Raw genomic sequence first — 23,202 nt, 5'->3', positions numbered from 1 at the left:
TTCGGGGAAGACATAAATGGTCAAGGCTTCGAAGGGCCCAGGTGCAATCGCCCACCCTGAGCTACCGGCGGGCACCGCATATCGAGTGATCGGCGCGGACGGCGTCGAGCGAACCATGTCAGATTTGTCAGACTGGATCGTGGCCATCCGATCCGGCGCGGTCGAACCCCGGTCGTTGTTCCTGGACCATGAAACGCAGCGCTGGCGCCCAGTATCGGAGCTGAACATTTTTGACGAAGCCAAGCAAGCCGAAGAAGTGAGGGAAGCTCGCTACCGAAGCAACCGCTCGAAAGCGGAGAGCGGCCGGTCAGCCATTCAGGGATTAGGCTCGGGACCAGAAAATTTAGCGAAGCGATCGCGGAGCTCTACGCTGGTCTGGGCAATCGCGGCCGCGATGGCGCTCATTGCTTTCATGGCCTGGACCGCAGGATCCGCTCTGATTGCCGCAGTTCAAACCCTTATTCGCCAAACGCCGGACCCGGTCCGAATTGGTGGAGCGGCCGTGCTCTTCGTCATTCTAGCCGAGGAGTTCTATTGGTTCTCGCTAATGATATTTGGGGTACGAACGGGCTTCGTTCGGCGCTTTGCGCTGCAAGCTCTGTCGCTGCTAACCGCTTGCGTCCTGCTCTATGCGGCGTTCACGTTCTTTTCGACTGAAACTTTTGAGCCCAGTCTTCGGTTCTTCGCGACATACGCTGCTTTTGCTGGCGCTGCGTACGCGATGTCTCTCTTACTCTGGTCGATCCTTCTGCTGCGGAGGTCGGACGCGACACCTGCTAAAAAGGTGCTTGCCAGCTTGATCGCGTCAATAATGCTAGTCGGCACCTTCTACATGGCGGTCACCCCGTCTGTGCGACCCGAAACACAGACTGACAGGACCTTTCAGCCGCAGGACCGCAGATGAGTTCCTGCGATGTCCCTACGCTAATAGCCCCAACGCCAACCGGGGTGCCGCCAACGCCAGCCCCGATAACGGTGCCCACCCGGATAAGCGTACCGCTGAGCGTAAGCGTACCGCCAACGCCAGCCAGGGTGGTGCCGCCAGCCGGGATAGTACTGCGCTTGGGTGAGGGACGCCTCCGGCTGCGCCAGCCGAGCCGGGCCGGGAGCGGCGTCGGCACCGCCGACGCCAAGCCAGAGGAATAAGAAGCCTGAGGCGAGGATGGATAGGCAACGCATACGTAACCTCCTCGATGGAAAGGGAACCTTTCAAAACCACCAAGGATAACGCTTGAGAGGCTCTTCAAGCTCCTAGCGCAATTTTTGCCAATTTCCCCAGGCGGGCCTACAGTATGCGCAGGTGGATGATCCCCCATGTTGAATGCGATCCGCGCCGGGGGCGTTCTTTTGATCGCGGCCGCCGCGGCCGCGTGGTACGCATATGACCAGGCCGGGGCTACCCGTACTCGCGACGATGCGGATGTAGCAAGTGCCTATCGTGGCGGGGGTGGAGGCGGCGGCGGAGGCGGAGGAGGAGGCGGCGGTGGCCGCGGCAGGCATCGCTTCAGTGGGCCGATCGACGTCGTCACGACTCCAGTGGTCCGTCAGGATGTGCCGGTTAATGTTGACGGCATTGGCACCGTTGAAGCTTTCAATACTGTCACGGTGAGAGCGAGAGTCGACGGTCTCCTCCAGAAAGTCGAATTCACTGAAGGTCAGGAGGTAAAGGCTGGTGATCTGCTGGCCCAGATCGACCCGCGTCCCTACGAGGCCAAGCTCAGCCAGGTCCAAGGCATAAAGGCGAAGGACGAAGCTCAACTGGCCAACGCGAAGCTCGATCTCGATCGCGCTGTCAAGCTTGGTCAGTTTGCAACGCAGCAGACCGTGGACACCCAGCGGGCGGTGGTCCGGCAACTGGAAGCGGCCTTGCAGACGGACCAGGCGAATATCGATGCCGCCGCGTTGGAACTCGAATACACCAGCATCCGGGCGCCGATTTCCGGGCGCACAGGAGTTCGGCTCATTGACGCGGGAAATTTCGTTCGCGCGCGGGAGTCGAGTGGAATAGTCATCATCACGCAATTGGAGCCGATCTCGGTCGCCTTTTCTCTACCCCAACAGCATCTCGAGACGGTGAATCGCGCGCTCGCCAAAGGGAAAGTTGCGGTGGCGGCGCTTGATGCAGACGGGAAGAGATTGTGGGAAGAGGGCGTCCTTGCGGTTCTCGATAATCGCATCGATCCTCAGACCGGCACGATCAGACTCAAGGCCACCTTCGCCAACACCGAGCGCAAGCTTTGGCCGGGGCAGTTCGTCAACGTCCGTGTAAGGCTCGACACCGTCAAGGACGGCACCGTCGTGCCCAGTGCCGCCGTCCAGCGTAATTCAAGCGGCACGTTTGTTTACATGGTCGATCCCGAGAACCGGGTCGAGATGCGACCGATCCGAGTCGGCCAGATCGAAGGCAACGTGGCACTTGTCGAATCCGGCCTCGAACCTGGTCAGAAAGTCGTTGTCACCAGCCAGGAGCAACTGCGGCCGGGCGCGAGTGTGACTCCGACTGAGGCTACGGCTGACGCCGAAAGCGGCATCTCCGCCCCACAGATCACGTCCCCAACGCGTCCAGAAGCAGCGCCGAATCGGCGGCATCGGCGGCCGCCATGAGCGTGTCCGCGCCCTTCATCGCCCGTCCGGTCGCGACCTCATTGATAAGTGTCGCGATCCTTGTTGCCGGAGCGCTTGGATTTCGTTTGCTTCCAGTCTCCTCATTGCCGGAGATCGACTTTCCGACGGTCCAAGTCTCGACACAGCTTCCCGGTGCAGGCCCGGACACAACTGCATCGCTGGTCACGACGCCGCTCGAGCAGCAGTTGGGACAGATCGCAGGTTTGTCGCTGATGACGTCGACAAGCTCGTTTGGAATCAGCGTGATCACCATGCAATTCGTCCTTGACCGGGACATTGACGCGATTGGGCAGGACGTACAGGCGGCCATCAACGCAGCTGCAGCTTCGCTGCCAAGTGGCCTTCCATACCCGCCAGTGTACAAAAAAGTGAATCCGGCGGACCAGCCGATCCTCATCCTGGCGCTTACGTCCGACACGCAGCCGATCACGAAAGTCCAGGATCTCGCCGATACGGTGCTGGCGCAGAAGCTGAGCGAAGTAACCGGCGTCGGCGCGGTGATGATCCAGGGCGGGCAGAAGCCTGCGGTGCGGATCCAGGTCAACCCAGTCCAGCTCGCGGCATACGGTCTAAGCCTGGAACAGGTCCGTACAGCCCTGGGTCGCACGAATGTTGATCAACCTAAGGGCAGCTTCGACGGCCCCCACCAAGCATTCATGATAGGGGCTAATGACCAGGTTCTGGCACCTGACGCCTATACAAACGTGATCCTTGCGTACCGAAACGGAGCTCCCGTCCGCGTAGGCGATGTCGGTAGCGCGGTCTATGGGGCCGAGAACGCGAAAGTCGGCGCTTGGTTCAACGGTCGACCAGCCGTCATACTCGACATTCAGCGCCAGCCCGGGAGCAACACTATCCAGACGGTCGACCGGATTCACGAGCTTCTGCCGCGGCTGCGAGCGGCCCTGCCGCAAGACATTCGGTTGACGATCCTGAGTGATCGCACTGAGACCATTCGGGCCAGCATTGCCGATGTCGAGTTCACGCTGATGCTCACCGTCGGATTGGTCGTGCTCGCGATTTTTCTGTTTCTCCGTCGCTTCTGGGCGACGGTTATCCCGAGCGTCGCCATCCCGCTTTCGATCATCGGTACGTTCGGCGTCATGTATTTGGCGGGATTCAACCTCGACAATCTCTCCCTCATGGCGCTCACGGTCGCGACCGGCTTCCTGGTCGACGACGCGATCGTCATGATCGAGAACATCGTGCGCCATATCGAGGCTGGAGAGGCACCGCTGGAAGCCGCCTATGAGGGCGCACGTCAGATCGGGTTCACCATCATCTCCCTGACGGTCTCGATTATTGCGGTGTTCATCCCGCTTCTGTTTATGCAGGGAATCGTCGGGCGACTGTTTCGGGAATTCTCGCTGACACTGTCGGTTACCATCGTTGTGTCGGCCATCGTATCGCTGACGCTCACCCCAATGATGTGCGGGCACCTCTTGCGTAGGGAGCAGGAGCAGCCCAGCAACGCGTTCCTGCGTGCCTCTGAGCGGGCATTCGCGACGAGCCTAGCGCTCTACGAACGAAGCCTCGCGTGGGTGATGCGGCAAAAGGCAACCACTCTCGCGGTTGCATCGGCGACACTGGTCGCTACCGTGGCGCTGTACGTGCTGGTTCCTAAGGGCTTCTTGCCTGTCCAGGACACGGGTGTCATCGTTGCGACGACGGATGCGGAGCCCGGAATTTCGTTTCAGAAGATGGTGCGGCTGCAGATGAAGGCCGCTGAGATCGCCCGCCGCGATCGAGATGTCGGTGGCGTTGACTCGTTCGTTGGCGTCGGACTTGTCAATGCGACACCGAACACCGGGCGCATGACAATCGTGCTCAAGCGACGCGACCAACGGACCGACACGGCTGCCGAAATCGCAGGGCGGCTCCGTACCGCTATGGCGGAGGTGGAGGGCCTCTCGGTCTACCTCCAGCCCGCACCCGAAATTCAGATTGGGACGCGCACCAGTCGAACGCAGTACCAATACATCATGGTCGACGCAAACCCGGTGGAGTTGGCCGAGTGGGCACGGCGGTTGCTCGAAAAACTGCGCTTGACGCCGTTGCTCCAGAACGTAGCGAGCGACCAACAGCCGGGCGGCCTCGCTGCCGACGTGGTTATCGATCGCGACAAGGCCGGACGCCTTGGAGTGCTCTCGCAGACAATAGACGATACGCTTTACGATGCCTTTGGGCAGCGTCAAGTCTCGACCATCTATACGCAGCAGAACCAGTATCACGTCGTATTAGAGGTGGCGCCGGACTTCCAGCTCGATCCAGCTGACTTGGGACGCCTTTACGTGCCATCGAGTCAGGGCGCACAGGTTCCGCTCGAAAGCTTCGCCACGGTAAGGCTTGGTAACGCGCCACTTGCGATCACACATCAGGGCCTTTTTTCGTCCGTCACGCTCTCCTTCGACCCGGCGCCGGGTGTCTCACTCGGACGGGCGGTGCAGACCTTGCGCGAAGCAGAGGCGGCGATTGGCATGCCCAATTCCGTCATCGGCTCATTCGCCGGTGAGGCCGCCGAGTTCCGAGCCTCACTCGCAAGTGAGGTTTGGCTCATCCTCGCCGCCGTGGTCGCTGTCTACATTGTACTCGGCGTGCTCTACGAAAGCACCATTCACCCGATTACGATCCTGTCGACCCTACCTTCCGCGGGAATCGGCGCCTTGATAGCGCTTATGATCACGGGAAACGACCTGTCACTGATCGCGGTGATCGCTATCATCCTCCTCATCGGGATCGTTAAGAAGAACGCGATCATCATGATCGATTTCGCTTTGGATGCGGAGCGGACGCGAGGGCTGCGTCCGGAGCAGGCGATCTTCGAGGCCTCGCTCAAGCGCTTCCGTCCAATTATGATGACGACTATGGCGGCCCTTCTTGGATCCATTCCTCTCGCGCTCGGGACCGGTCCAGGATCAGAGCTGCGCCGTCCACTTGGCATTGCGATCATCGGTGGTTTGTTGCTCAGCCAATTCCTGACGCTCTACACGACACCGGTCATCTACGTTGCGCTCGACCAAGTCCGGGCGCTGCTTCGCCATCGCTTGCGAATGAGTCCGGGAGCTGCGGAATGAGGTAGCACGAGCCAAAACGATCGGAGTTCATGGTGGGCTATCTGGAAACGTGCCTGCGACGACCCGTCGGCGTCAGCTTGCTGATGCTCGCGCTGCTGCTGAGCGGTGCACTGGCGTCTCGATTTCTGCCCGTGGCATCACTGCCGCAGGTGGATTATCCGACCATCATGGTAACGGCGGAACTTCCGGGCGCCGAACCGCAGACGATGGCCACCGCCGTCGCCGCGCCGCTGGAGCGGCGCATCGGGCAAATCGCCGGTATTACAGAGCTCACCAGCACGAGCCTTCTCGGCATCACCACCGTCGTCGCCCAGTTCGAGCTTAACCGCCCGATCAACGCCGCGGCTCGCGACGTGCAAGCAGCCATCAACGCGGCAGCACCCGATCTTCCGGCGGGTATGTCGCACCCACCAACCTGGCGCAAGAATAATCCATCGGCAGCGCCGGTCCTGATCTTGGCGCTGACATCCACGTCGCTTCCGTCTGGCGTGGTCTACGAGGCGGCAGAAACGATTCTGGCGCAACAGCTTTCCCAGGTAGAGGGCGTGGGTCAAGTCACGGTCAACGGCTCCGAGAAGCCTGCCGTGCGTGTGCAGGTCAACCCGGCTGCGATTGCCTCGATGGGACTCGGTCTTGAGGATGTGCGAGCCGCCTTGAATGCCATCAACGCAACGGGACCCAAGGGACGCATCGACGCAACGGACGGCTCATATGTCATTCGCGTCAACGATCAAATGCGCTGGGCCGACGAATATAAGTCAGTGATCGTCGCCACCCGCCACGGCACGCCGATCCGACTCGATGCGGTCGCATCGGTCGTCGACAGCGTCGAGAACGTCCGCACCTCGGGGTGGTTCAACAATCAGCCGGCCGTGCTGGTCTTCGTTTTCAAGGAGGTCAACGCCAATGTGATCGAGACGGTGGATCGCATCCGCGCGCTTCTTCCGACACTACAGGCATGGCTCCCGCCGGCCGTTGATCTGTCGGTGATGAGCGATCGAACGGAGACGATCCGCGCCAGCGTGCACGAGATAGAACTCTGCCTCCTGATCAGCCTCGGACTTATTGTGGCTACAGTATTCCTGTTCTTGCAGCGGCTCTGGGCCACCTCGGCCGCAGCAATTACCATCCCGCTGTCGATTGCCGGTACCTTCAGTGCGATGTATCTGCTCGGTTACAGCATCGACAACCTGTCCTTGATGGCGCTCACGGTTGCAACAGGGTTCATTGTCGATGACGCCATCGTGGTCATTGAAGCGATCAGCCGTCGGATGGAAAATCGCGAGTCGCCGCTCCAGGCAGCGCGCCAAGCCGCTCGCCAGATCGGTTTCACCGTCGTTTCGATCAGTGTGTCCCTGATCGCCGCCTTGATCCCGCTTCTGTTTATGGGGGGCATGATCGGGCGGCTATTCCGCGAGTTTGCCGTCACGCTGGCGCTGGCCATCGCGATCTCCGCGATGGTGTCCCTGACATTGATTCCGGTCATGAGCGCCTATCTCGGTCATGCGCGCAGGGGAACGGGGAAACCCGCGTTTGATCTCATTTTCGAGAAGCTTCTCGCCGCATACGAAGCCGCCCTCGTGGTCGTCCTGCAACATCGCAACGCGACTCTCGCCGCGATGGGGGCAACCGTCCTCGCCACCGCTGTTCTCTGGATCCAAGTGCCAAAGGGATTTTTCCCTCAGCAAGACACGGGCGCCATTGTTGCCATCGCTGAAGCGCCGATGACCGTTTCATTCCAAGCGATGACGCGGAGGGTACGGGCGCTCATGAGCGTCCTTCTCAATGATCCGGCGGTCGCGAGGGTGGGGAGCTACACCGGTCAATCAGGCACCAGTTCGAACCAGGCCCGCATCTTTATCGCCTTAAAGCCACATGCCGAGCGCGGTCTCGACACGGATCACGTCATCGCGCGCCTGCGCCGAGCGACGCGCGAGGTGCAGGGAGTTGCACTCTATATGGTGCCTGTCCAGGAGTTGCGCGTCGGCGGCCGGATCTCCAAGGCACAATATCAGTACACCATCACGGGACGAGATCTGGGTGAATTGGAGATATGGGCAGGGCGCCTTGTAGAGCGTCTGAATGACTTCCCGGATCTTCGCGACGTAACGACCGATCTCGAGGTAGGCGCCTTGCAGGCGATGCTTGTCATCGACCGCGACGCGGCCGCGCGGCTCCAGGTGGCACCGAACGATATCGACCAGACTCTCTATGATGCCTTCGGCCAGCGTCTTGTATCCTCAATCTACGCTCCCCATTACACGTATCACGTCGTCCTTGAGGCCGCTCCTGAGCTGCAGGAAGACCCGTCTTCGTTGGCGAAGCTGTACGTCGCGGGGCCAGGCGGCAAGCAGGTCCCGCTGGGGAATGTCGTTCGAATCGAGCATGGCGTCCAAATGAGTGCCGTCGCCCATCAAGGGCAAGCCCCGGCGGTGACGCTCACGTTCTCGATGCGGCCCGGCCTACCCATCCAGCGGGGTACAGAGATCGTCGAGCGCGTGGTCCGCGAACTCGGCCCGCCAAGCCATATCCAGGGCAGTTTTCAAGGCAATGCACGAGCATTCACGGACTCACTCGCCACGCAGCCCGTGCTGATCGCCGTGGCGCTTTTCGCCGTGTACGTGATGCTCGGTATTCTCTACGAGAGCACTATCCATCCCGTGACGATCCTGTCGACCCTCCCGTCAGCCGGGGTCGGCGCCATCCTGGCGCTCTGGGCGATTGGGCGCCCGCTCGATCTCATTGGCGTGATCGGAATCATTCTGCTCATTGGCATCGTTAAGAAGAACGCGATCATGTTGATCGATTATGCGCTCGTCGCTGAGCGCGAATACGGCCGTTCGCCGGAGCAGGCGATTTTCGAGGCGTGTAGTCTGAGATTTCGTCCCATCCTGATGACTACCATCGCAGCGATTCTTGGGGCGGTGCCACTGGCGGTCGGGCTGGGTGTCGGTTCCGGGCTGCGGCAGCCGCTCGGCATCTCAATTATCGGTGGGCTGTTGGTGAGCCAGGTGCTGACGTTATTCACGACGCCCGTCGTGTATTTGGCACTCGACCGCCTGCGGCCCGATGTCGAAAAGCGCAGATTTGAACACCGCGCCTCGCGCACGCGTACCAACGCGGGCGCAGCGGGAGGTATCCAGGCTAAGTGATGGGTAACGAGACGCACATCGGAGCGGTCCCGATCAAGCGTGATCCAGCGCGTCGTTCATTGCCATCGCTGGATTGGCTGAGGAGTGACGCGGCGTGACCGAGATGCAGCACGAGACCCCTACCAGGACCGCCGTGTTGAAGGTCTCGTACCTCCTCGCGGTGACGGTTGTTGCGTTCGCTGTGCCGGCGCTTTCGCTGACCGCGCCGGCGCGCTGGTTTGTGATTCCCAGCCTTGCAGGAATCCAGGCCATCATTCTCCTGGTCTGCCGAGTCGGTCTGCGAGATGTCACACGCATGGCCTTGCGGCTCAAGTGGCTGTTCGTCTTCCTGATTGGCATGTATGCCCTGCTGCCGCCCGAGAGCCCATCTGCAAGCGACGTGCTGACGGAGTGGCCCGTTCCATGGGTTGGCTGGTCGCTAACGATCAACATGAGCGGGCTCGAGAAAGCGGCGCTGATGTGTCTCCAGATCGTGACCGTCCTGCTGGCATCGGCTGTCGTGCGCCTGACCGGGAGCGGTCGCGATTTTGTCAATGGCCTGCATGCATTCCGATTGCCACCGCTGTTCGTGCATGCGCTCGACCGGACTCTTGCTCTGCTCGAAGGCCCGCACGGAACGGGGCGCGGGCGGGGCGGCGCACGCGGCCGCACATCCAGGCCCGGAGTTTTTGCTTTTTTGCGGCAGGTCTTGCGAGGTGACATTGGCGCGTTTGCCGACATCATCCGACAGAACATTGCGCTTGCGGAAACCCATGCAGCTTCCGATGTCGATCCGCGGGTTGAAGCTCAATTTGCTCATGATGTCGCGGTCATTGCGGGAATCGCCTTGTGCATGGCGTCACTCAAGATGCTCAAGATCCTGCCGGGTCTGCCATTCGCATCGGGGCACAAGACGTTTCTATTGTTTCCGCTGTATGTTCTCGCCGCGCGCCTGACTCAGGCCCGGTGGGGCGCCACTGCGGCTGGTTCGATCATGGGCATCATCGGTTTTCTTCAGGGCGACGGCCGGTTCGGCGTTCTGGAAATATTCAAGCACGTCGCACCTGGCCTCGTTATTGACATCGGCGAGCCGTTGGTGCGGCGATGGCCACCGTGGGCGCTCGGCTATTGCGTGCTTGGGTTCTTCGCGGCCATCGCGCGCACCGCGACCGAATTTGTTGTCGTGCTGCTGCTCGGCGCCCGGGCAGAAATCTACCTCTTTCCCGCCGTCAAGCTGGTGCCGAATCTGATCGCCGGCGTGCTCAGCGGCTTCGTGTCGGTGATCGTGCTGCGTGTTATCGCCGAGTCGGGTTCGAAGGCCTCAAGCGAAGCAGCTGTACAGCCACACAGCAGCGAATTGGGGCAACGACCCGAGCAGCACCAGCCGGATGAGGAGGACGCAGGGTTGGCCGGGAAGGGATCATCGTCGCGCCACGGCCGTGGCGTCGGGCGCAGGCAGAAGTCCGAGCGTGGTGATATGGACGGACCGAAGACCTAAAGAATGGTTTTTCAAGCTGATTGGCGTTACGCTATTGCGATCCCCGCCTCGCCAATGCGGCCTTGCATCCTTCTGACAACTCATTTGGGTTCTGCTCTCGCAGACAGCGGCCAGCTCGCTCTTCGCCGCGGCAGAATTTCTCGATCTCTGCCCCACAAGCGCTCCGAACCGGACCCTCGCCGCGAACTGCATCGCTCGACGCTTTGCTGCGCTGATCTTGACAGGTTGCACTCTGCACGCAGCTGATCAAAATCAGCATGCTGAGAATGGTGCGTATCATAATTCACTCTCGTGTTGGGTGACCTGGCGGATCAGGCCAGGCGTTCCGTGCGGCTCAGTGCTTGCTGTCTCCGGTCGATTGATTCCCCGCTGCTGCGAAGGCGCTGGGGGGCAGCACAGGCACTTCGCGAAAATTGTCCGGTAACTGGCCGGTTAGGCTTCCCAAGAAAGCAACGATGTCCGCAATATCCTGCTGAGCAAGATCCTTTCCCAGCTGCACCTTGGCCATAATGCCAACGGCTTCTGGCAGGGTATTGACCGCTCCGTCGTGGAAATAAGGCGGTGTCATTGCAACATTGCGCAGGCTGGGCACTTTGAACACGTACGTGTCCGCGTCATCATGGGTGACGTCGAAGCGGCCCTTGTCGATCTCGGTGCTTCCAGTTTCCTTCCAATAATCTTCGGCGATCCCAAATTTCTGGAACATGCCGCCCCCGACGGCTGGGCCACCATGACAAGCTGCGCAGCCAGTCTCGAGGAACGTTCTCAACCCGCGCTGTTCGGCGCTTGAGAGAGCCTGGGCATCGCCCGAAAGATATTGATCGAAGCGAGACGGAGTAGCCAGTGTGCGCTCGTAGCTGCCGATTGCCTTGCCCCAATTCTCCGGCGTTACGGGATCCTCTTCGCCCGGGAATGCCTTGGCGAACATCTCCGAATAGCCGGGAATCGCCTTTATGTTTCTCATCGCGGAGTCATAGTCGGGATTGCCGAAACTTGTCGGCCCGACTAACGCTTGGGTTGCTTGGTCTTCGACGTTTTTCCGGTCGCCGCGCCAATGCGCATTAAATTGCAGTGCGGCGTTAAGCACAGTTGGCGCATTGCGCGGGTTGATCGTGTCCCGCGCACCGTGAGGTTTCTTCAGTCCATCGGTCCCATAGAGAAACGGCTCGTGACAGCGAGCGCAGCTCGCAGTGCCATCTAACGAGGCACGGGAATCAAAGAACAGCATACGACCCAGTTCGACGCGCTCGGGCGTGATCGGGAACTCCGACGTCGCCATGTCTTTAGGCAATGGCTGAAAAGTCTGCTGCGCGTCGGCCAGCAATCGGGAATCATCTGCCGCGCCGTTCACGGCGAAGCTCAACGCGAAGAGGCTCGTTACCGAACCAGCTGCGATCAACGCTGCCGCGCTCCAACGAGAGCGGGATACCGGACTTGCGCCCATCCGTCCCTCCCACTCATGCCTGGATAGCAATGCCCGATTCCCAAATTAGTTCCAGCAACTCGGCGTCCACAGCAGCTCCCGCAACTCCCCGAAACTCACTGCATTTGTCGCAGCCGGCGGATAAGAGCTCCCAACACGTTAGGTCGGTCCAGAGGTGACGAGCGGGATCGGGTGGCAGAACCTGTCAAAATCTCGAGTTCGCGAGTGCGTCGAAATCCTTGCGCGCCACCGCGGCGACTGTAGGGACGCACTTCTGCTCGCTGGCATATTCCGGAACGTCGCCGCCGTCATAGAGCCGCGTGATCGCGCCGTTTGCGTTGGCGATGCCGGCAACGACGGTTGCAAGATAGAGGTAATAGTTCGACACGTGCATAGCCACGATGCCACCTGGCTTGAGCTTGCGCAGATAGACCGCCGTCGCCTCATTGGTGAGGAGGTGCATCCGAATTGCGGCGCCGAGAGAGGTGTCGATAAGAATAATATCGTAACCGCCATCGGGTGCGTTTGCGGTCATCAGCCGGGCATCGCCTTGCACGATGGGAATGTTTGGTCGGGACGCCGACACGAAGTTGAGGGCGTGGGATCGCGCGCGATCCGGATAACGTCAGGATCGAGTTCGCGATAGATGGCACTATCCTCGGGCCGCGCTTAGCAGCATCCTCGCGCTCTTCCGCGTGATCAATCGCTACGTCGGCAACCTGCCGCCGATGCCAAGCGTGTTTCCCGGCTATCCGGCGCCGGTGCACGGACTAGGGCACCGTGTCGGCGGTGGCGTGTGTTCAGGTTTGCCGCGCGAAGCTTGTGACTGCGCAAAACGACAGACGACCTAAAAGACACGCTTAGGATTTATCATGCTTCTGGCCGCCCTTGTGCTCACCTTTGTGGGCGCCCTTGTGGCCGCCACGACCAGGACCGGTACCAGACTTGTCACCCTTGGCGAGGATCACATTGCCTCCCAAGATGCCTCCGTGACCGCTTCCGGCGACGTCGCCGGGAGCGACTTGGCGCTTTTGAATGGCAGCCCCAGTTGCTCCCAATTCAGGGGCTCCGACCTGCTCTCGGCTGGCCGTCAACGCCATCACTGCCGTAGGCGCCAAAAAAATGACTGTCAGAGCCAGAATCGTTTTCCGCATGGCACTCCTCCAGATGGGAAACTGATGAAAACTCTAAAGTCGGTCCCTAAGTTCCAAAACCCCTTTAAGACACGACGTGATCGCCCCCATGTGGGGTGGTCCGGATACCGTTGTTGGCGGCCAGCTAGTCACTGACGCGGTACGGTAACGATTGACTGCTCAGAGCTTCGACTGCAAGCGATCGGCAACTCGGCGGGCGATCTCCGCCGGTGCCTCATCCGGGATCGGGAAGACTGAACTGACGTTGATCTCACCGAGCACGTAGCTGTCGGTTCCGTCGGTGCCGGGCGGGCCGAGCATGAAGTCGGCGTCCCAGATCATCGGGAGATCGCTTATCGGAATATCTAGCGAGGACATAAGCTGCGGCGTCCACTCGTCTTCCATCAGCCGGCGCAGGCGCTGGAAGCGCGGGTGGGACTTGGACGTGTAGAGCCGCGGGCCGGCTTCGGCGCGCGCGGCCAGTGCCTCGACCAGGGCTTTGACCTTGTGGTGGCCGAAGCCAGCGCAGCGATCGCCTGCCATGTAGCAACGCACCACACCCTCGCTCAGGCGCGTCTGGAACGGCTGATCGATCACGCTGCCGTCTTCGAAATACGCGATGCACCGGTCGAGAAAATCGTTCAGCGTCACTACCTCTGATACATCCTTCGTTGCGTCAAGCACGCGTACCGTAAGTCGGTTGCTAGAACCGGCCAGCGCCTCGAGCTTCCACACACCTTGACCGCCGTTGCCGCGGTTGCGCTTGATGACGCGAGGCCCGGCGGCGAGCCGTGACGGCAATTCAGCGCGCATCGCCTCGGCCGTTCGATACAGGGCCGTGTCGCAGCCCCAGCTCATCGTGCGAGTACGATGGAGCACCTCCTTGGTGCCCATTTTGAGGATCACGTCGGGATGGGCGCTCACCCACACGCCGCGCGCCGCGACCTCGCGCAGCAGCGCGTCGAGGTTCGCACGGTTGCGCCCCTCGTGAATAGGGTTGACCCAGACGAGCACGCCATCGAACGTGGCAAGCTGTGCGCTGACGGCGTCGCGGACATCGTCCTCATAGACCACCGGTTCGGCATCGACGCCGATATCTTTGAGCGCGGCGAAGACATTCCTGAACCGGCTGGTCTCTGGCGCGGCACTGCGGCGCGCTTCTTCATCGCCCCGCCAGAGGATAGCGACCCGGCCGAGGCGAGTTGAGGGTTTAGACATGGAACTACTCCGGATTCATTGATCGATGTGATTGCGTATTCGTCATGTGTCCAGCAGGGCGGGGCACTCCACAGGCGAACCCTAGACAATCAGGACCGCGCCCGTAGCCAGAAGCAACACCAGTACGATCTTGCGGAATGCAGCCTCATCAAGCCGGCCGAACAACTTGAGACCAAGCCAGGTACCGGCGAACAGGGCTGGCAGGCCGATCAGAAAAAGCCCGACCGTATCCGCGCCGAGTACGCCTTTGGCACCGATCCACAACGCACTAACCAGGAACGTCGCCACGGCGACTGGTTGAAACACGGCACGCTGAACATCCTTGGGCCAGCCGCGCAGTCCACACCAGATCGTGACGAGTATTCCGGCGAGCCCCGTGATGCCGCCCAACGCGCCATTGAGGAATCCGACAACGGCATCGGCCGCGGCGCCCGGTGCTTTTACTGCTTTTACTGGCGCGATCGCAGGACGAAATAGCGCATAGAGGCTGTAGAGAACGAGAAACACGCCGACACCAGCGCGGACGTGCCGAGGATCGCCCCAGGTCAATATCGATACGCCGACCGGCACGCCGAGTGCTGCACCAAGGATGAACGGCCAGAGCCGTCTCCAATCCAGCGCACTCCGCAGTTTCCAAACGGAGTAGGCCTGCACGATCAGCCCAAAGGCAATGATTAAGCTGACGCTCTGCAGGGGAGTCAGGATGTAAAGCCAGATCGAGGCGGCGACTAGGCCGAATGCAAAGCCCGAGAGACCCGCGACGAGGGCACCGGCAAAGGTCGCAATAATGAACAGCGGAATCTCAAGAGATATCCCATCCATGTGTTCGCTCCATCACCAAGCGAACAGCTCTTGCATGGGATAACCCACTTCACGGCGAGGCCGCTACGTCCCCAGAAAGACATTAACCCGAACGCCGGAAGAACTCAATTGGCGTGTCAACGCGTGCCGCCAATCATTTACCGTTACCTGGCCGAACTCGGAGAGATCCAATCCAGGCAGGGCTTGTCGCCCGAGGCAGCGACCACTTAACATCGCCGGATTATCCGATGGATGCTCGCTGCGCCGCTCCTCTGGGGATCGTTCGCGCATGCTCGGGTGTCGCCGATGAACTCATCCTCCCCAAACTTCAGCTATCTCAACTACCCGGTGCAGGGCCAGCTACGTCGAAGAGGCCCGCATCAACGGCGCTTTTGAGCGGCTATCACACCAACACTCGCCTTCAAACTCGATAGTGCATGGCCCACGGGGCACACGACGGGATTCGAAGACCAGGCGTTCGTGCGTGACGTGATCATGCACGGGTAGACGTAGGAATTGACCGCGCTGATCCATTGCTTCATTCGCGCTCGCGATCTCTGGCGGCGCGAGGCGCGGGCCATCGAACGCTTCCGCAGCTCAAAAAGCTGGCGTCTCAGTCCGGTGATCGGAAGCCAGTGCACGCCGGTTGCTCAGACCGATCGAGGGGACGCCTGCTCAGGCGGGAAGCCATCTGACTGAAAATGACGGGATACGACGAAATAAGTTGAGCAGCCGAGCGCAATCATGGTTTGAACGCCCAACCCCGATATTGCGTGCTTAGGACGGAGTAACCGATGGGTGCACTGACTGTGACAATTGCTACGGCGGGACTGCTCTGCGCCGACGCGCTGGCTGTCGCCGATGCAAAATGCCGAGACGCTCAAGCTCAACTGCTCGATCGGCGGTCAAGAGGCAGCGGCGCGTTTCGAAGCCGACTTGACGAACAGAACCATCAAAACTGGAAGAGGAGTCGTATCGGCGGAAGTGACTAGCCGCGCCGTTAGCTGGCACGAGCGAGGCGTCTTACGAACCGTCAATAGGAATACCTATGCCGTGTTTCGTCAGTTGCCGGATAGGTCGTCTTTTCAGATCGGGATGTGCCGCCCATCAGAGAAATGACGAGTCCGCTTGTGGTCGCTGACGGCTACTCGCCTTGGGGCCGACGCAGCGAAGCAGCGCGGAACCTTCGAACCGGAGCTGAAGAAAATCGTTAGCGTTCGTCCAAATGGAGGAGGAACGCATGCGCAGTCTCGCGGTGATAACGGCACTACTGCTGTCCTGTGGCCTCGGCTCCGCCAGCGCTGAGGAGATGGGAAGAACCAACCAGGCGCAAATGGTTCCGGTACAGCCGGACCAAACTCCTCAACAAGCCGAGCACTCGCGTACGGAAGAGCGGGCGCGCGGAGAGGAAGTGCAGATTGGCCGCGACTGGAAAGCCCAGGACAACGACACCAATCGCGCAGGGAGCGTGGACAAGATGGACGAGAACCATCAAACGGTCGGCCGCGATTGGCGAGCGCATCCCGACGACAAACGCTGAGAGCACTCCGGTCGAGAGGTTTGACGCGACCTGCGAGAGCGGACGGCGCTGCAAGGAAGGCGATCTTGCGCCGTGGCTTCCTGACAGGAATTTCAGAAACTCTTCAGTGGTGAGGCCCTGAGAGAAGGGCAAGATCAACTTGGTCAGGACGGTTCAGAGATCCGCAATGCGTTCTGGGAAGAGCCCCAGCCCGACGACTGATGATCGTCGGCGGGGAGCTCGAGCAATTGAAACCGCGAAGAGGAGAATTGCGATGGATCGAAGATGGATACTGGCCGGTGGTGGTCTGTTGCTGATGGGCATAGCCGGCATAGCCGTAGTGACCGCGGAGCCGAGCAAGGGCCCAGCCTTCATAGCGGGAGATCAACCGGTCACCGAGGATCAGGTACGGCAAAAGCTCCAAGCGGACGGCTGGTCGAATGTGCAGATCGTGCGCGATGGGCAGTATTTTGAGGCTATCGGGTCGAAGGATGGGCAGACTACGAAGATTGCCGTCAATTCGCAAACCGGTCGGCTACCGGCCGTCGACGACGATGACGATGACTGATTCGTAGGCTTCCTTTGTTGTGAGGTATAGGTGACATCGGCGATCCCACGGCATGTAACCGTCCGCGCCTAACGCGGAGAGCTTTCAATTCGACGCAGCCCGGATTGTCGTCAACGTGCCTAGTGCTGGCACGATCGATGTTATTGATCGCACCTCACGTCAAAAGGTTGCATCTTGGCCTACGGAAGGTCGGAGTGCGAATTTTGCCATGGTGCTCGATTAAGCCCATCAGCTTCTTCTTGTAGCCTTTCGGCGCCCGGCAGAACTCGCAGTGGTGTCTTTGAGCGATGGAGCTTTTGTCGGGGGAGTGTCGACCTGCGGAGATGTGGACGATGTCTTCCTCGACGCAAAGCGCGATCGGGTCTACGTCAGTTGCGGTGATGGTTTTGTCGACGTGCTTGCCGTGGATGGCGACACCTACCGGCAAATTGATCGCATACCCACCGCAGCTGGTGCAAGAACTTCACTTTTTGTGCCTGAGCTCGATCGCCTGCTGGTGGCTGCTCCGGCTAAAGCGGATGACGTAGCTGCTATTTTCGTGTTTCGCCCGTCGCCATGAGGGCGCGCCGATCATGATCGTCAGAAAGTCGACGTCTATGCGGTGCGTTGCGGTTTCCTTAATCGCTCTCGCCGGCAGTGTGTGCTCTGGGCCTGCTTTCGCATATCGGCCGTTTGACGGCACGGATGCGGCTGTCGCCGCACCTGGCGAGCTCGAGATCGAATTGCAGCCGGCGGGCGTTCAACATAAGCAGGATACGCGCACGCTTATTGCGCCGTGGACCGTCCTGAACATCGGATTGAGCGAAGGATGGGAGGCGGTCTTCGAAGGGCGAGGTGAGACGCCCCTCTCGCCCTCCGGCCCCACCGAACTCATGGATGCCGGCGCGTTCCTTAAGCATGTCGTGGTGCCCGGGAGCCTTCAAGAAAAGTCCGGACCGAGCGTGGCGACGGAATTCGGCGTGCTTCTGCCGAACAGCACGGGTAGTAGCGGTGCTGGCCTTAGTTGGGCGGGCATCGTCTCCCAGCGCCGGGATTGGGGCACAGTTCACTTCAACGTGGAAACCTTGCTGACGCGGGAGCACCGCGCCGATGTGTTCGTTGGCACCATCGTCGAAGGGCCGTCGAAGTGGAAGCTGCGACCGGTCGCAGAAGTCTTTTACGAGAAGGAGTTCGGCTTGGCGGAGACCGTGTCGGGGCTGGTGGGCTTAATTTGGCAGGTTAGCGATAAGCTGTCCTTCGATGTGGCGTACCGCCACGCAGCTATCAACGCTCATCCGCTTAACGAAATTCGCGCTGGGTTGACCTTCGCTGTTCCGTTTCGGTTCGAAGGCGCCCACAACCGCTGATCGATTGAGGCCGCATATGAATTTCTGGAGTGATGGCACCGGCCTGCGGCAGACCGTTTCACGGTGACGCGATCTCTTGTTTCCCTCCGCGCAGCTCATTCGGAAACTGACGATCGTCGCTGACCCCGAATGAAGCATCGGGTAGAATGATCCGGAACAAGCTTCCATCTGTCACATCGCTTGCGAGCTCGATTTGGCCGCCGTTCGCCTCGACCGCCCATCGAGCGATCGCGAGCCCCAGTCCAACCCCGCCCGCTTCCCTCGAGCGGCTGGTGTCGACGCGATAGAACCGATCGAAAATACGATCCTGGTGCGTGGCAGGAATTCCCGGTCCCGTATCTCGTACCTCGATCATGGCCCGCCCGCTGGCCGCATTCACTTCGACGCTGATCGTGCCGCCATTTGGAGTGTATTTGATCGCGTTGTGTATCAGGTTCATGAGCGCATGCCGAATGAGCGCGGCGTCTCCTCTAACATGGACTCGGACGGGAGCTCGGAACCTGAGGTCTTGGTGCTTTTCGTCGGCGAGCACCCGGAGCTGATCGATAACATGTCCTGTCAACGCTCCGAGGTCCACGGCCTCGGGAGCCAGCTGGACCTTGCCCGAATCGGCCCGCGTGAGGATCAGAAGGCTCTCGACGAGCCGCGTGAGCCTGTCGACCTCCTCCAGCATGCTGCCGATGACGTCGCGATACGCAACAGCATCAAGCGGGTTCTGTAGCGCCACCTCGCCCACGCTGCGCATCGCGGTGAGTGGGGTGCGCAGCTCATGCGAAGCATCGGCCGTGAAACGGCGCAATCGTTCGAACGCGTCTTGCAGACGGGATAGCGTGTCGTTGAATACTGTCGCGAGCCGCCCGAACTCGTCCTCGGCGTTATCGACCGGAAGCCGTTTGGCGAGCGATTCAGCGGTGATCTCCCGAGCCTTTTGCGCCATGGCGCCGACCGGGGAGAGTACGCGGCCCGCAAGGAAGTAACCTCCCGCGATCGCCAGGCCCGCGGCGAACGGAATGCCAGTCGCGAGGATGATTGCGAGTGTCCAGAGCGTGTCCCGCAGCGAGGTCTCGTCAATCGCGGCGGCCACGTGATACGACGATTCTGAGGCACTCTGGACGCGATAGCGACGACCGTCTGGCGCGGTCCAAGACAGCGGCGACGTCGGTTCGCCTCTTTGCAGCGCACGCGATAGTCCTTCTCGTTCCCATGCCTCGCTCTGCTGGCGGGCGCCGCCGTCGTCCACCTGGAACAGTGTAATGCCCCAGTCGGGGGCCAAATCCCTCAGTTCGTCCGGCTCCTCGCGATATATCTTACTGATGGTCGCGATCTCGTGACTGAGTTGCGCGTCCAGGCCGGCGTAGAGGCGAGCCTGGACGAAAAGCAGAATGCCCGCGGAAAACACACATACGATCAGGGTCAGCACGCCAGCATGCCAGAACGTAAGCCGCGCGCGCACGCTTGGCGGGCGGATCTTCATCCTTGCCTCCCGTTCAAGAGGTACCCAAGGCCGCGGACGGTGTGGAGCATCTTTCTCTCGTAGGGCTCGTCGACCTTGCGGCGCAACCGCGCTATCGTAACGTCAATAACGTTATCGAGCGGCGTCGCCCTGGCCGTTGCATGCCATACGTCATGTGCAAGCATCTCCCGCGACACGACGCGGCCGCTGTGTCGCAACAGGTATTCGAGCAGGTCGAACTCCTTCGTTGTCAGGTCGAGAGACTGAGCTCCCCTGCAGACTTTATGCGTGACGAGATCCATCTCAAGATCCTCGTGCTGCAGCTTGAGGATCTGGTCCATGCGTCCACGACGGAGGAGCGCCCGGATGCGGGCAAGCAGCTCGGAGAATGCAAAGGGTTTTGTGAGGTAGTCGTCAGCGCCCTGGTCTAGGCCGATCACCCGGTCCTGGACCGTGTCCTTAGCCGTGACGACCAGGATCGGCGTCTGATTGCCACACCTGCGCAATGTCGCGAGGACATCGAGACCGTCGCGGCGGGGCAGCATAAGATCGAGCAACAGAAGGTCGAAAGAACGCTGGCTGGCGAGAAAGAAGCCCTCTTCTCCAGTCGGAGCGATCGTGACTTCGTAGTGCTCTGCTTCAAGGCCCTCGCGCAACGCATTAGCGACTTTCGTTTCGTCCTCAATGATCAGGATACGCACGATCTGCTCCGTCAGAGAGCTGCTCTTGAGCCAGTATTATAGACCGGTTCCTCCCTGTCGCAGCCTTCCTGACAGGGATTTCAGAAACTCTTCAGTGGTGGCAGCGCTGAAGCACGACCAAAATCCAATCGCTGATTGGACGGGCGGGCTGGCTCTAAAGCGGCCTCGAGACGTCCGACCGGCGGAAAAATTGGCGACGACAATGTCGCGTGACCAGGCCGCTCAATCGTCGGAACCGACATAGGTAATTGTGCGACAGCGGCTTTTGATCGCTGGGCATCCCGATCAATGGAGGAGATCATGACTAGACGACAAATGCTACTGACCTCCGCCTATGGGTTCGTCATCGTGGCTTTGGCGACCTCGCTTGCCAGTCATCAATCGGCTCTTGCGATCGGCCCAGACCAGGAACAGGCCGAATTGGCAAACGCCCTAAGTGGCGTGAAGGTCACCTTGCAGCAGGGCTTCACGACCAGCGAACGGGAGGGCCAGCCGATTTCCGGGAAATTCGAGATGGATAAGGGCAAGCTCCAGCTCTCCGTCTATACGGCAAAAGAAGGAAAGTTCTTCGAGGTCATTGTCGATCACATGACTGGAGCTATCGCCAAAGTCGAGCCGATTACCGAGGGCGAGGATCTTGCCCACGCCAAATCGCAGAAGGCCGCAATGGAGAGGGCAAAGGTCAAGCTGGCGGACGCCGCGACCAAGGCGAAAGGACAGGCGAAAGGAGAAGCAGGGGAGGTGCTTGTTGTGAGTGCAATGCCAGAGCTGAAGGACGACCGTCCGGAGGCCACGATTGTTCTGCTGCAAAGAAAGAAATTCTCAACGACTTCAGAGCGGCTCGACTAGAAGTCCACGACTGCTCCAGTCGACGTGCTGACTGTCATCTTATAGGAGGATGCGATGAGAACTGCCCGAACATGGATTAGCCTAGTGCTGGCGGCCGGCGTAGTGACGATCGGCCTCGGAATTGATGGTGCTGGCTGGAGCGGCGCCGCCGTCGCGCAGAAGAAGTCCCAGGGGCGGGAATCCGTGGATAGGATCGTGACCTCGTTACGCGCAGTAGATACAGCTTATGCGTCAGGCAACGCGACTGAGGCTGAAACCCGATTCAGGGAAGCGCGTGCGGCCTGGAACAGCGTTGCGCCGAGGATTTCAGCGCGCGAGGCTCGCGAGCAACAGCTACTGTTCGATTCCCTCGGCAATCAGCTTAAGAGTGGCGCGCCAGCCACCAAGGTGAAATCGACCGTTTCCGGCATGATCGGCGAGCTCCACGAAGACATCGAGCGCGAACTGAGGTAGGAGCAGTCGTGAATCGCGGGCTGATTTGGCTCGCCTTCGTCGATCTGAGAAGGGCGTGGCTGCGGTCATCGGTAACCGCACTAGCGATCGCGCTTGCACTGATCGCAGTCACGTTCTTTGTAGGGCAGATAGGCTTTCGGCGGGCGGAGCTCCTGGCCGGATATGAAGCGTCCGGAGCGGCGACATTTGTTATCGAGCTCGGGCGTGTGCCTGCAGACGAAGTCACAAACCTCGTCCAGACGCTACGGTCGGCCGCCGGCGTGGAGTCGGTCGAGGCTCCCTACAACGGGACGCAACTCGGCCTCGTGGCCGACACCGCGTTTGTGGTCTTTGAAAACGAGAAGCAACAGGAATCTCTCGGTGCCCAGACGACCGTGCTAGGCATCGATGGGTCATTCGATCCAGTGCGCGACTATTATGTAAATTTCCACGATCTGAATCCGAAGGCGCCCTCGGCGGTTCTCGGAGCCCCCTTGTTTGCAAGATCCGGAACGGTGCGTCCGCCGGATCGCAACGAGGTCGTTGTCCCATCGGGAGTCACGGACTACGTCGGAGTTCGACCTGGTGCCGAAGCGACCGTCGATCTGATGTATGTGAATGCAAATCCGCCAATAGTTCGGCGCTTCGAGAAGCTACGCCTGATCGGCACATTCGAGCTCGTCGGACCGGATCAGGGGCGATTTGAGCCATTCTGGCGCCTGGCTGCGCAAGGCAGCGAAGTCCTCACTGTGCGTCGCCCGGATGCGCCAGAGGGCATGGCAACCACGTTGCCTATCCTCCTGAACGGACAGGTGTTGAAAGAATTTCTCGGATTTGTCGACGAGCAATTGGCCGCTCGCGGCACGCCACCCGCGAAGCAGGTGATACCGAAGGAACTGGTCGTGCGCGCCAACTCAGTTCGCGCCGTGCCTCCGGTCGAACGCGACGCGATATCCTTGCTCGACCAGCGTGGCCTTAAACAAGACTGCGGCGCTGCCCGTGAAGCCTCCTTCTGTCTAAGAGTGCCGGAGCGAAACAACTTTAAGGCGGCACTCCGGGAGCAAAGGAAATTGGAGATGGGTGGCTCGTTCTTCGTCTTTCTCCTGCTTGTATTGGTGGCAGCCGGGGCAGCGGGTCTGCAAATCCAGTGGGTCCTTGGCCATTGGCGCGAGTTTGGAATTATGCAAGCCGTTGGCTTTTCGCGGAGTCAAGTGCTGCGCTATTCCGCGCTGCGTCTCTACGGTGTCCTTGCCGCTGGCATACTGGTTGCGGCAGCGGCGATAGCCATTCTGCCATTCGCGCGAACCGTTTCAGGGTTCACTCTTGCCGTGGGCATGGCGCTTGCTGCGTCAAGCATCGCGACGGTGCCGGCGTTACTCTGGCCGCTCGCGCAACGCCCGGCGCAGCTGTTGCGGGTATCGGCATGATTTG

19 protein-coding genes and 1 pseudogene are annotated in these 23,202 nt (G+C 60.4%); 13 read left to right on the top strand and 7 right to left on the bottom strand.

The genetic code is table 11. From position 1 onward, the window contains the following. Positions 1 to 16 precede the first annotated feature (16 nt). The 5 genes from MTR72_RS02835 to MTR72_RS02815 all read left to right on the top strand — a co-directional run bounded on the left by MTR72_RS02835 (position 17) and on the right by MTR72_RS02815 (position 10,328). Positions 17 to 904 carry a hypothetical protein gene (locus MTR72_RS02835; RefSeq protein ID WP_341510054.1) on the top strand — a complete coding sequence of 296 codons (888 nt, stop codon included), beginning with the start codon at positions 17 to 19 and terminating at the stop codon, positions 902 to 904. Between the two features lie 410 nt (positions 905 to 1,314). Further along, positions 1,315 to 2,604, top strand: a complete 1,290-nt coding sequence (locus MTR72_RS02830) for an efflux RND transporter periplasmic adaptor subunit (RefSeq protein WP_280966228.1) — start codon at positions 1,315 to 1,317, stop codon at positions 2,602 to 2,604. Continuing rightward, entirely contained in the window at positions 2,601 to 5,699 is a 3,099-nt protein-coding gene (locus tag MTR72_RS02825; RefSeq protein ID WP_280966227.1) for an efflux RND transporter permease subunit, read from the top strand. The genes MTR72_RS02830 and MTR72_RS02825 overlap by 4 nt, the downstream gene beginning before the upstream one ends. Before the next feature lie 29 nt (positions 5,700 to 5,728). Further along, positions 5,729 to 8,851 (top strand): efflux RND transporter permease subunit, encoded by a 3,123-nt coding sequence (locus MTR72_RS02820; protein WP_280966226.1) that lies wholly within the window; start codon positions 5,729 to 5,731, stop codon positions 8,849 to 8,851. A 94-nt stretch (positions 8,852 to 8,945) separates the two neighbouring features. Continuing rightward, positions 8,946 to 10,328 (top strand): energy-coupling factor transporter transmembrane component T, encoded by a 1,383-nt coding sequence (locus MTR72_RS02815; protein ID WP_280966225.1) that lies wholly within the window; start codon positions 8,946 to 8,948, stop codon positions 10,326 to 10,328. Between the two features lie 334 nt (positions 10,329 to 10,662). Here MTR72_RS02815 and MTR72_RS02810 read toward each other — a convergent pair whose 3' ends face one another. Both MTR72_RS02810 and MTR72_RS02805 read right to left on the bottom strand, forming a co-directional pair. Next, a complete protein-coding gene (locus MTR72_RS02810; RefSeq protein ID WP_280966224.1) occupies positions 10,663 to 11,772 on the bottom strand; it encodes a cytochrome-c peroxidase in 1,110 nt (369 codons plus the stop codon). A gap of 184 nt (positions 11,773 to 11,956) precedes the next feature. Continuing rightward, entirely contained in the window at positions 11,957 to 12,286 is a 330-nt protein-coding gene (locus MTR72_RS02805) for a hypothetical protein (protein ID WP_280966223.1), read from the bottom strand. A 142-nt stretch (positions 12,287 to 12,428) separates the two neighbouring features. On the opposite strand from MTR72_RS02805, the pseudogene MTR72_RS02800 reads away from it, so the two are divergent. Beyond that, positions 12,429 to 12,515: pseudogene (locus MTR72_RS02800) on the top strand (SOS response-associated peptidase); the annotation flags it as partial. Between the two features lie 96 nt (positions 12,516 to 12,611). Here MTR72_RS02800 and MTR72_RS02795 read toward each other — a convergent pair. The 3 genes from MTR72_RS02795 to MTR72_RS02785 form a co-directional block, all read right to left on the bottom strand. Next, positions 12,612 to 12,905 carry a hypothetical protein gene (locus MTR72_RS02795; RefSeq protein ID WP_280966222.1) on the bottom strand — a complete coding sequence of 98 codons (294 nt, stop codon included), beginning with the start codon at positions 12,903 to 12,905 and terminating at the stop codon, positions 12,612 to 12,614. Between the two features lie 159 nt (positions 12,906 to 13,064). After that, positions 13,065 to 14,102: a Cj0069 family protein gene (locus MTR72_RS02790; protein ID WP_341510053.1), complete on the bottom strand. Its 1,038-nt coding sequence runs from the start codon at positions 14,100 to 14,102 to the stop codon at positions 13,065 to 13,067. An 81-nt stretch (positions 14,103 to 14,183) separates the two neighbouring features. Continuing rightward, a complete protein-coding gene (locus tag MTR72_RS02785) occupies positions 14,184 to 14,924 on the bottom strand; it encodes a sulfite exporter TauE/SafE family protein (RefSeq protein WP_341510052.1) in 741 nt (246 codons plus the stop codon). Positions 14,925 to 16,143: 1,219 nt separating this feature from the next. Between MTR72_RS02785 and MTR72_RS02780 the strand changes: the two genes are divergently transcribed. The 4 genes from MTR72_RS02780 (at position 16,144) to MTR72_RS02765 (ending at position 18,336) form a co-directional block, all read left to right on the top strand. Then, positions 16,144 to 16,443 (top strand): hypothetical protein, encoded by a 300-nt coding sequence (locus MTR72_RS02780; RefSeq protein ID WP_280966218.1) that lies wholly within the window; start codon positions 16,144 to 16,146, stop codon positions 16,441 to 16,443. Positions 16,444 to 16,696: 253 nt separating this feature from the next. After that, positions 16,697 to 16,990, top strand: a complete 294-nt coding sequence (locus MTR72_RS02775; RefSeq protein ID WP_280966217.1) for a hypothetical protein — start codon at positions 16,697 to 16,699, stop codon at positions 16,988 to 16,990. 325 nt (positions 16,991 to 17,315) lie between these two features. Continuing rightward, positions 17,316 to 17,549: a hypothetical protein gene (locus MTR72_RS02770; RefSeq protein ID WP_280966216.1), complete on the top strand. Its 234-nt coding sequence runs from the start codon at positions 17,316 to 17,318 to the stop codon at positions 17,547 to 17,549. Between the two features lie 13 nt (positions 17,550 to 17,562). Next, the gene (locus MTR72_RS02765; RefSeq protein ID WP_341510051.1) at positions 17,563 to 18,336 is read left to right on the top strand and encodes a hypothetical protein; all 774 of its coding nucleotides are present in this window, start codon (positions 17,563 to 17,565) and stop codon (positions 18,334 to 18,336) included. 58 nt (positions 18,337 to 18,394) lie between these two features. Here MTR72_RS02765 and MTR72_RS02760 read toward each other — a convergent pair whose 3' ends face one another. Further along, complete coding sequence (locus MTR72_RS02760; protein WP_280966214.1) at positions 18,395 to 19,810, bottom strand: sensor histidine kinase; 1,416 nt, start codon at positions 19,808 to 19,810, stop codon at positions 18,395 to 18,397. After that, positions 19,807 to 20,490: a response regulator gene (locus tag MTR72_RS02755; RefSeq protein ID WP_280966213.1), complete on the bottom strand. Its 684-nt coding sequence runs from the start codon at positions 20,488 to 20,490 to the stop codon at positions 19,807 to 19,809. Before MTR72_RS02755 ends, MTR72_RS02760 begins: the two co-directional genes overlap by 4 nt. Before the next feature lie 300 nt (positions 20,491 to 20,790). On the opposite strand from MTR72_RS02755, the gene MTR72_RS02750 reads away from it, so the two are divergent. The 3 genes from MTR72_RS02750 to MTR72_RS02740 all read left to right on the top strand — a co-directional run bounded on the left by MTR72_RS02750 (position 20,791) and on the right by MTR72_RS02740 (position 23,198). Then, positions 20,791 to 21,339: a hypothetical protein gene (locus MTR72_RS02750; protein WP_280966212.1), complete on the top strand. Its 549-nt coding sequence runs from the start codon at positions 20,791 to 20,793 to the stop codon at positions 21,337 to 21,339. Positions 21,340 to 21,423: 84 nt separating this feature from the next. Further along, entirely contained in the window at positions 21,424 to 21,792 is a 369-nt protein-coding gene (locus MTR72_RS02745; RefSeq protein WP_280966211.1) for a hypothetical protein, read from the top strand. 8 nt (positions 21,793 to 21,800) lie between these two features. Next, positions 21,801 to 23,198 carry a hypothetical protein gene (locus MTR72_RS02740; RefSeq protein ID WP_280966210.1) on the top strand — a complete coding sequence of 466 codons (1,398 nt, stop codon included), beginning with the start codon at positions 21,801 to 21,803 and terminating at the stop codon, positions 23,196 to 23,198. Positions 23,199 to 23,202 lie beyond the last annotated feature (4 nt).

The organism is Bradyrhizobium sp. ISRA442 (assembly GCF_038085055.1).
Classification (GTDB): Bacteria; Pseudomonadota; Alphaproteobacteria; order Rhizobiales; family Xanthobacteraceae; genus Bradyrhizobium.
This window is presented reverse-complemented; position numbering and strand designations above follow the sequence as displayed.

Bases quoted from the DNA above. Each gene is read 5' to 3' on its own strand.
- MTR72_RS02760 (WP_280966214.1), bottom strand. From the start codon at position 19,810: ATGAAGATCCGCCCGCCAAGCGTGCGCGCGCGGCTTACGTTCTGGCAT.
- MTR72_RS02780 (WP_280966218.1), top strand. From the start codon at position 16,144: ATGCGCAGTCTCGCGGTGATAACGGCACTACTGCTGTCCTGTGGCCTC.
- MTR72_RS02810 (WP_280966224.1), bottom strand. From the start codon at position 11,772: ATGGGCGCAAGTCCGGTATCCCGCTCTCGTTGGAGCGCGGCAGCGTTG.
- MTR72_RS02820 (WP_280966226.1), top strand. From the start codon at position 5,729: ATGGTGGGCTATCTGGAAACGTGCCTGCGACGACCCGTCGGCGTCAGC.
- MTR72_RS02785 (WP_341510052.1), bottom strand. From the start codon at position 14,924: ATGGATGGGATATCTCTTGAGATTCCGCTGTTCATTATTGCGACCTTT.
- MTR72_RS02835 (WP_341510054.1), top strand. From the start codon at position 17: ATGGTCAAGGCTTCGAAGGGCCCAGGTGCAATCGCCCACCCTGAGCTA.
- MTR72_RS02830 (WP_280966228.1), top strand. From the start codon at position 1,315: ATGTTGAATGCGATCCGCGCCGGGGGCGTTCTTTTGATCGCGGCCGCC.
- MTR72_RS02795 (WP_280966222.1), bottom strand. From the start codon at position 12,905: ATGCGGAAAACGATTCTGGCTCTGACAGTCATTTTTTTGGCGCCTACG.
- MTR72_RS02790 (WP_341510053.1), bottom strand. From the start codon at position 14,102: ATGTCTAAACCCTCAACTCGCCTCGGCCGGGTCGCTATCCTCTGGCGG.
- MTR72_RS02775 (WP_280966217.1), top strand. From the start codon at position 16,697: ATGGATCGAAGATGGATACTGGCCGGTGGTGGTCTGTTGCTGATGGGC.
- MTR72_RS02805 (WP_280966223.1), bottom strand. From the start codon at position 12,286: ATGACCGCAAACGCACCCGATGGCGGTTACGATATTATTCTTATCGAC.
- MTR72_RS02825 (WP_280966227.1), top strand. From the start codon at position 2,601: ATGAGCGTGTCCGCGCCCTTCATCGCCCGTCCGGTCGCGACCTCATTG.
- MTR72_RS02750 (WP_280966212.1), top strand. From the start codon at position 20,791: ATGACTAGACGACAAATGCTACTGACCTCCGCCTATGGGTTCGTCATC.
- MTR72_RS02765 (WP_341510051.1), top strand. From the start codon at position 17,563: ATGATCGTCAGAAAGTCGACGTCTATGCGGTGCGTTGCGGTTTCCTTA.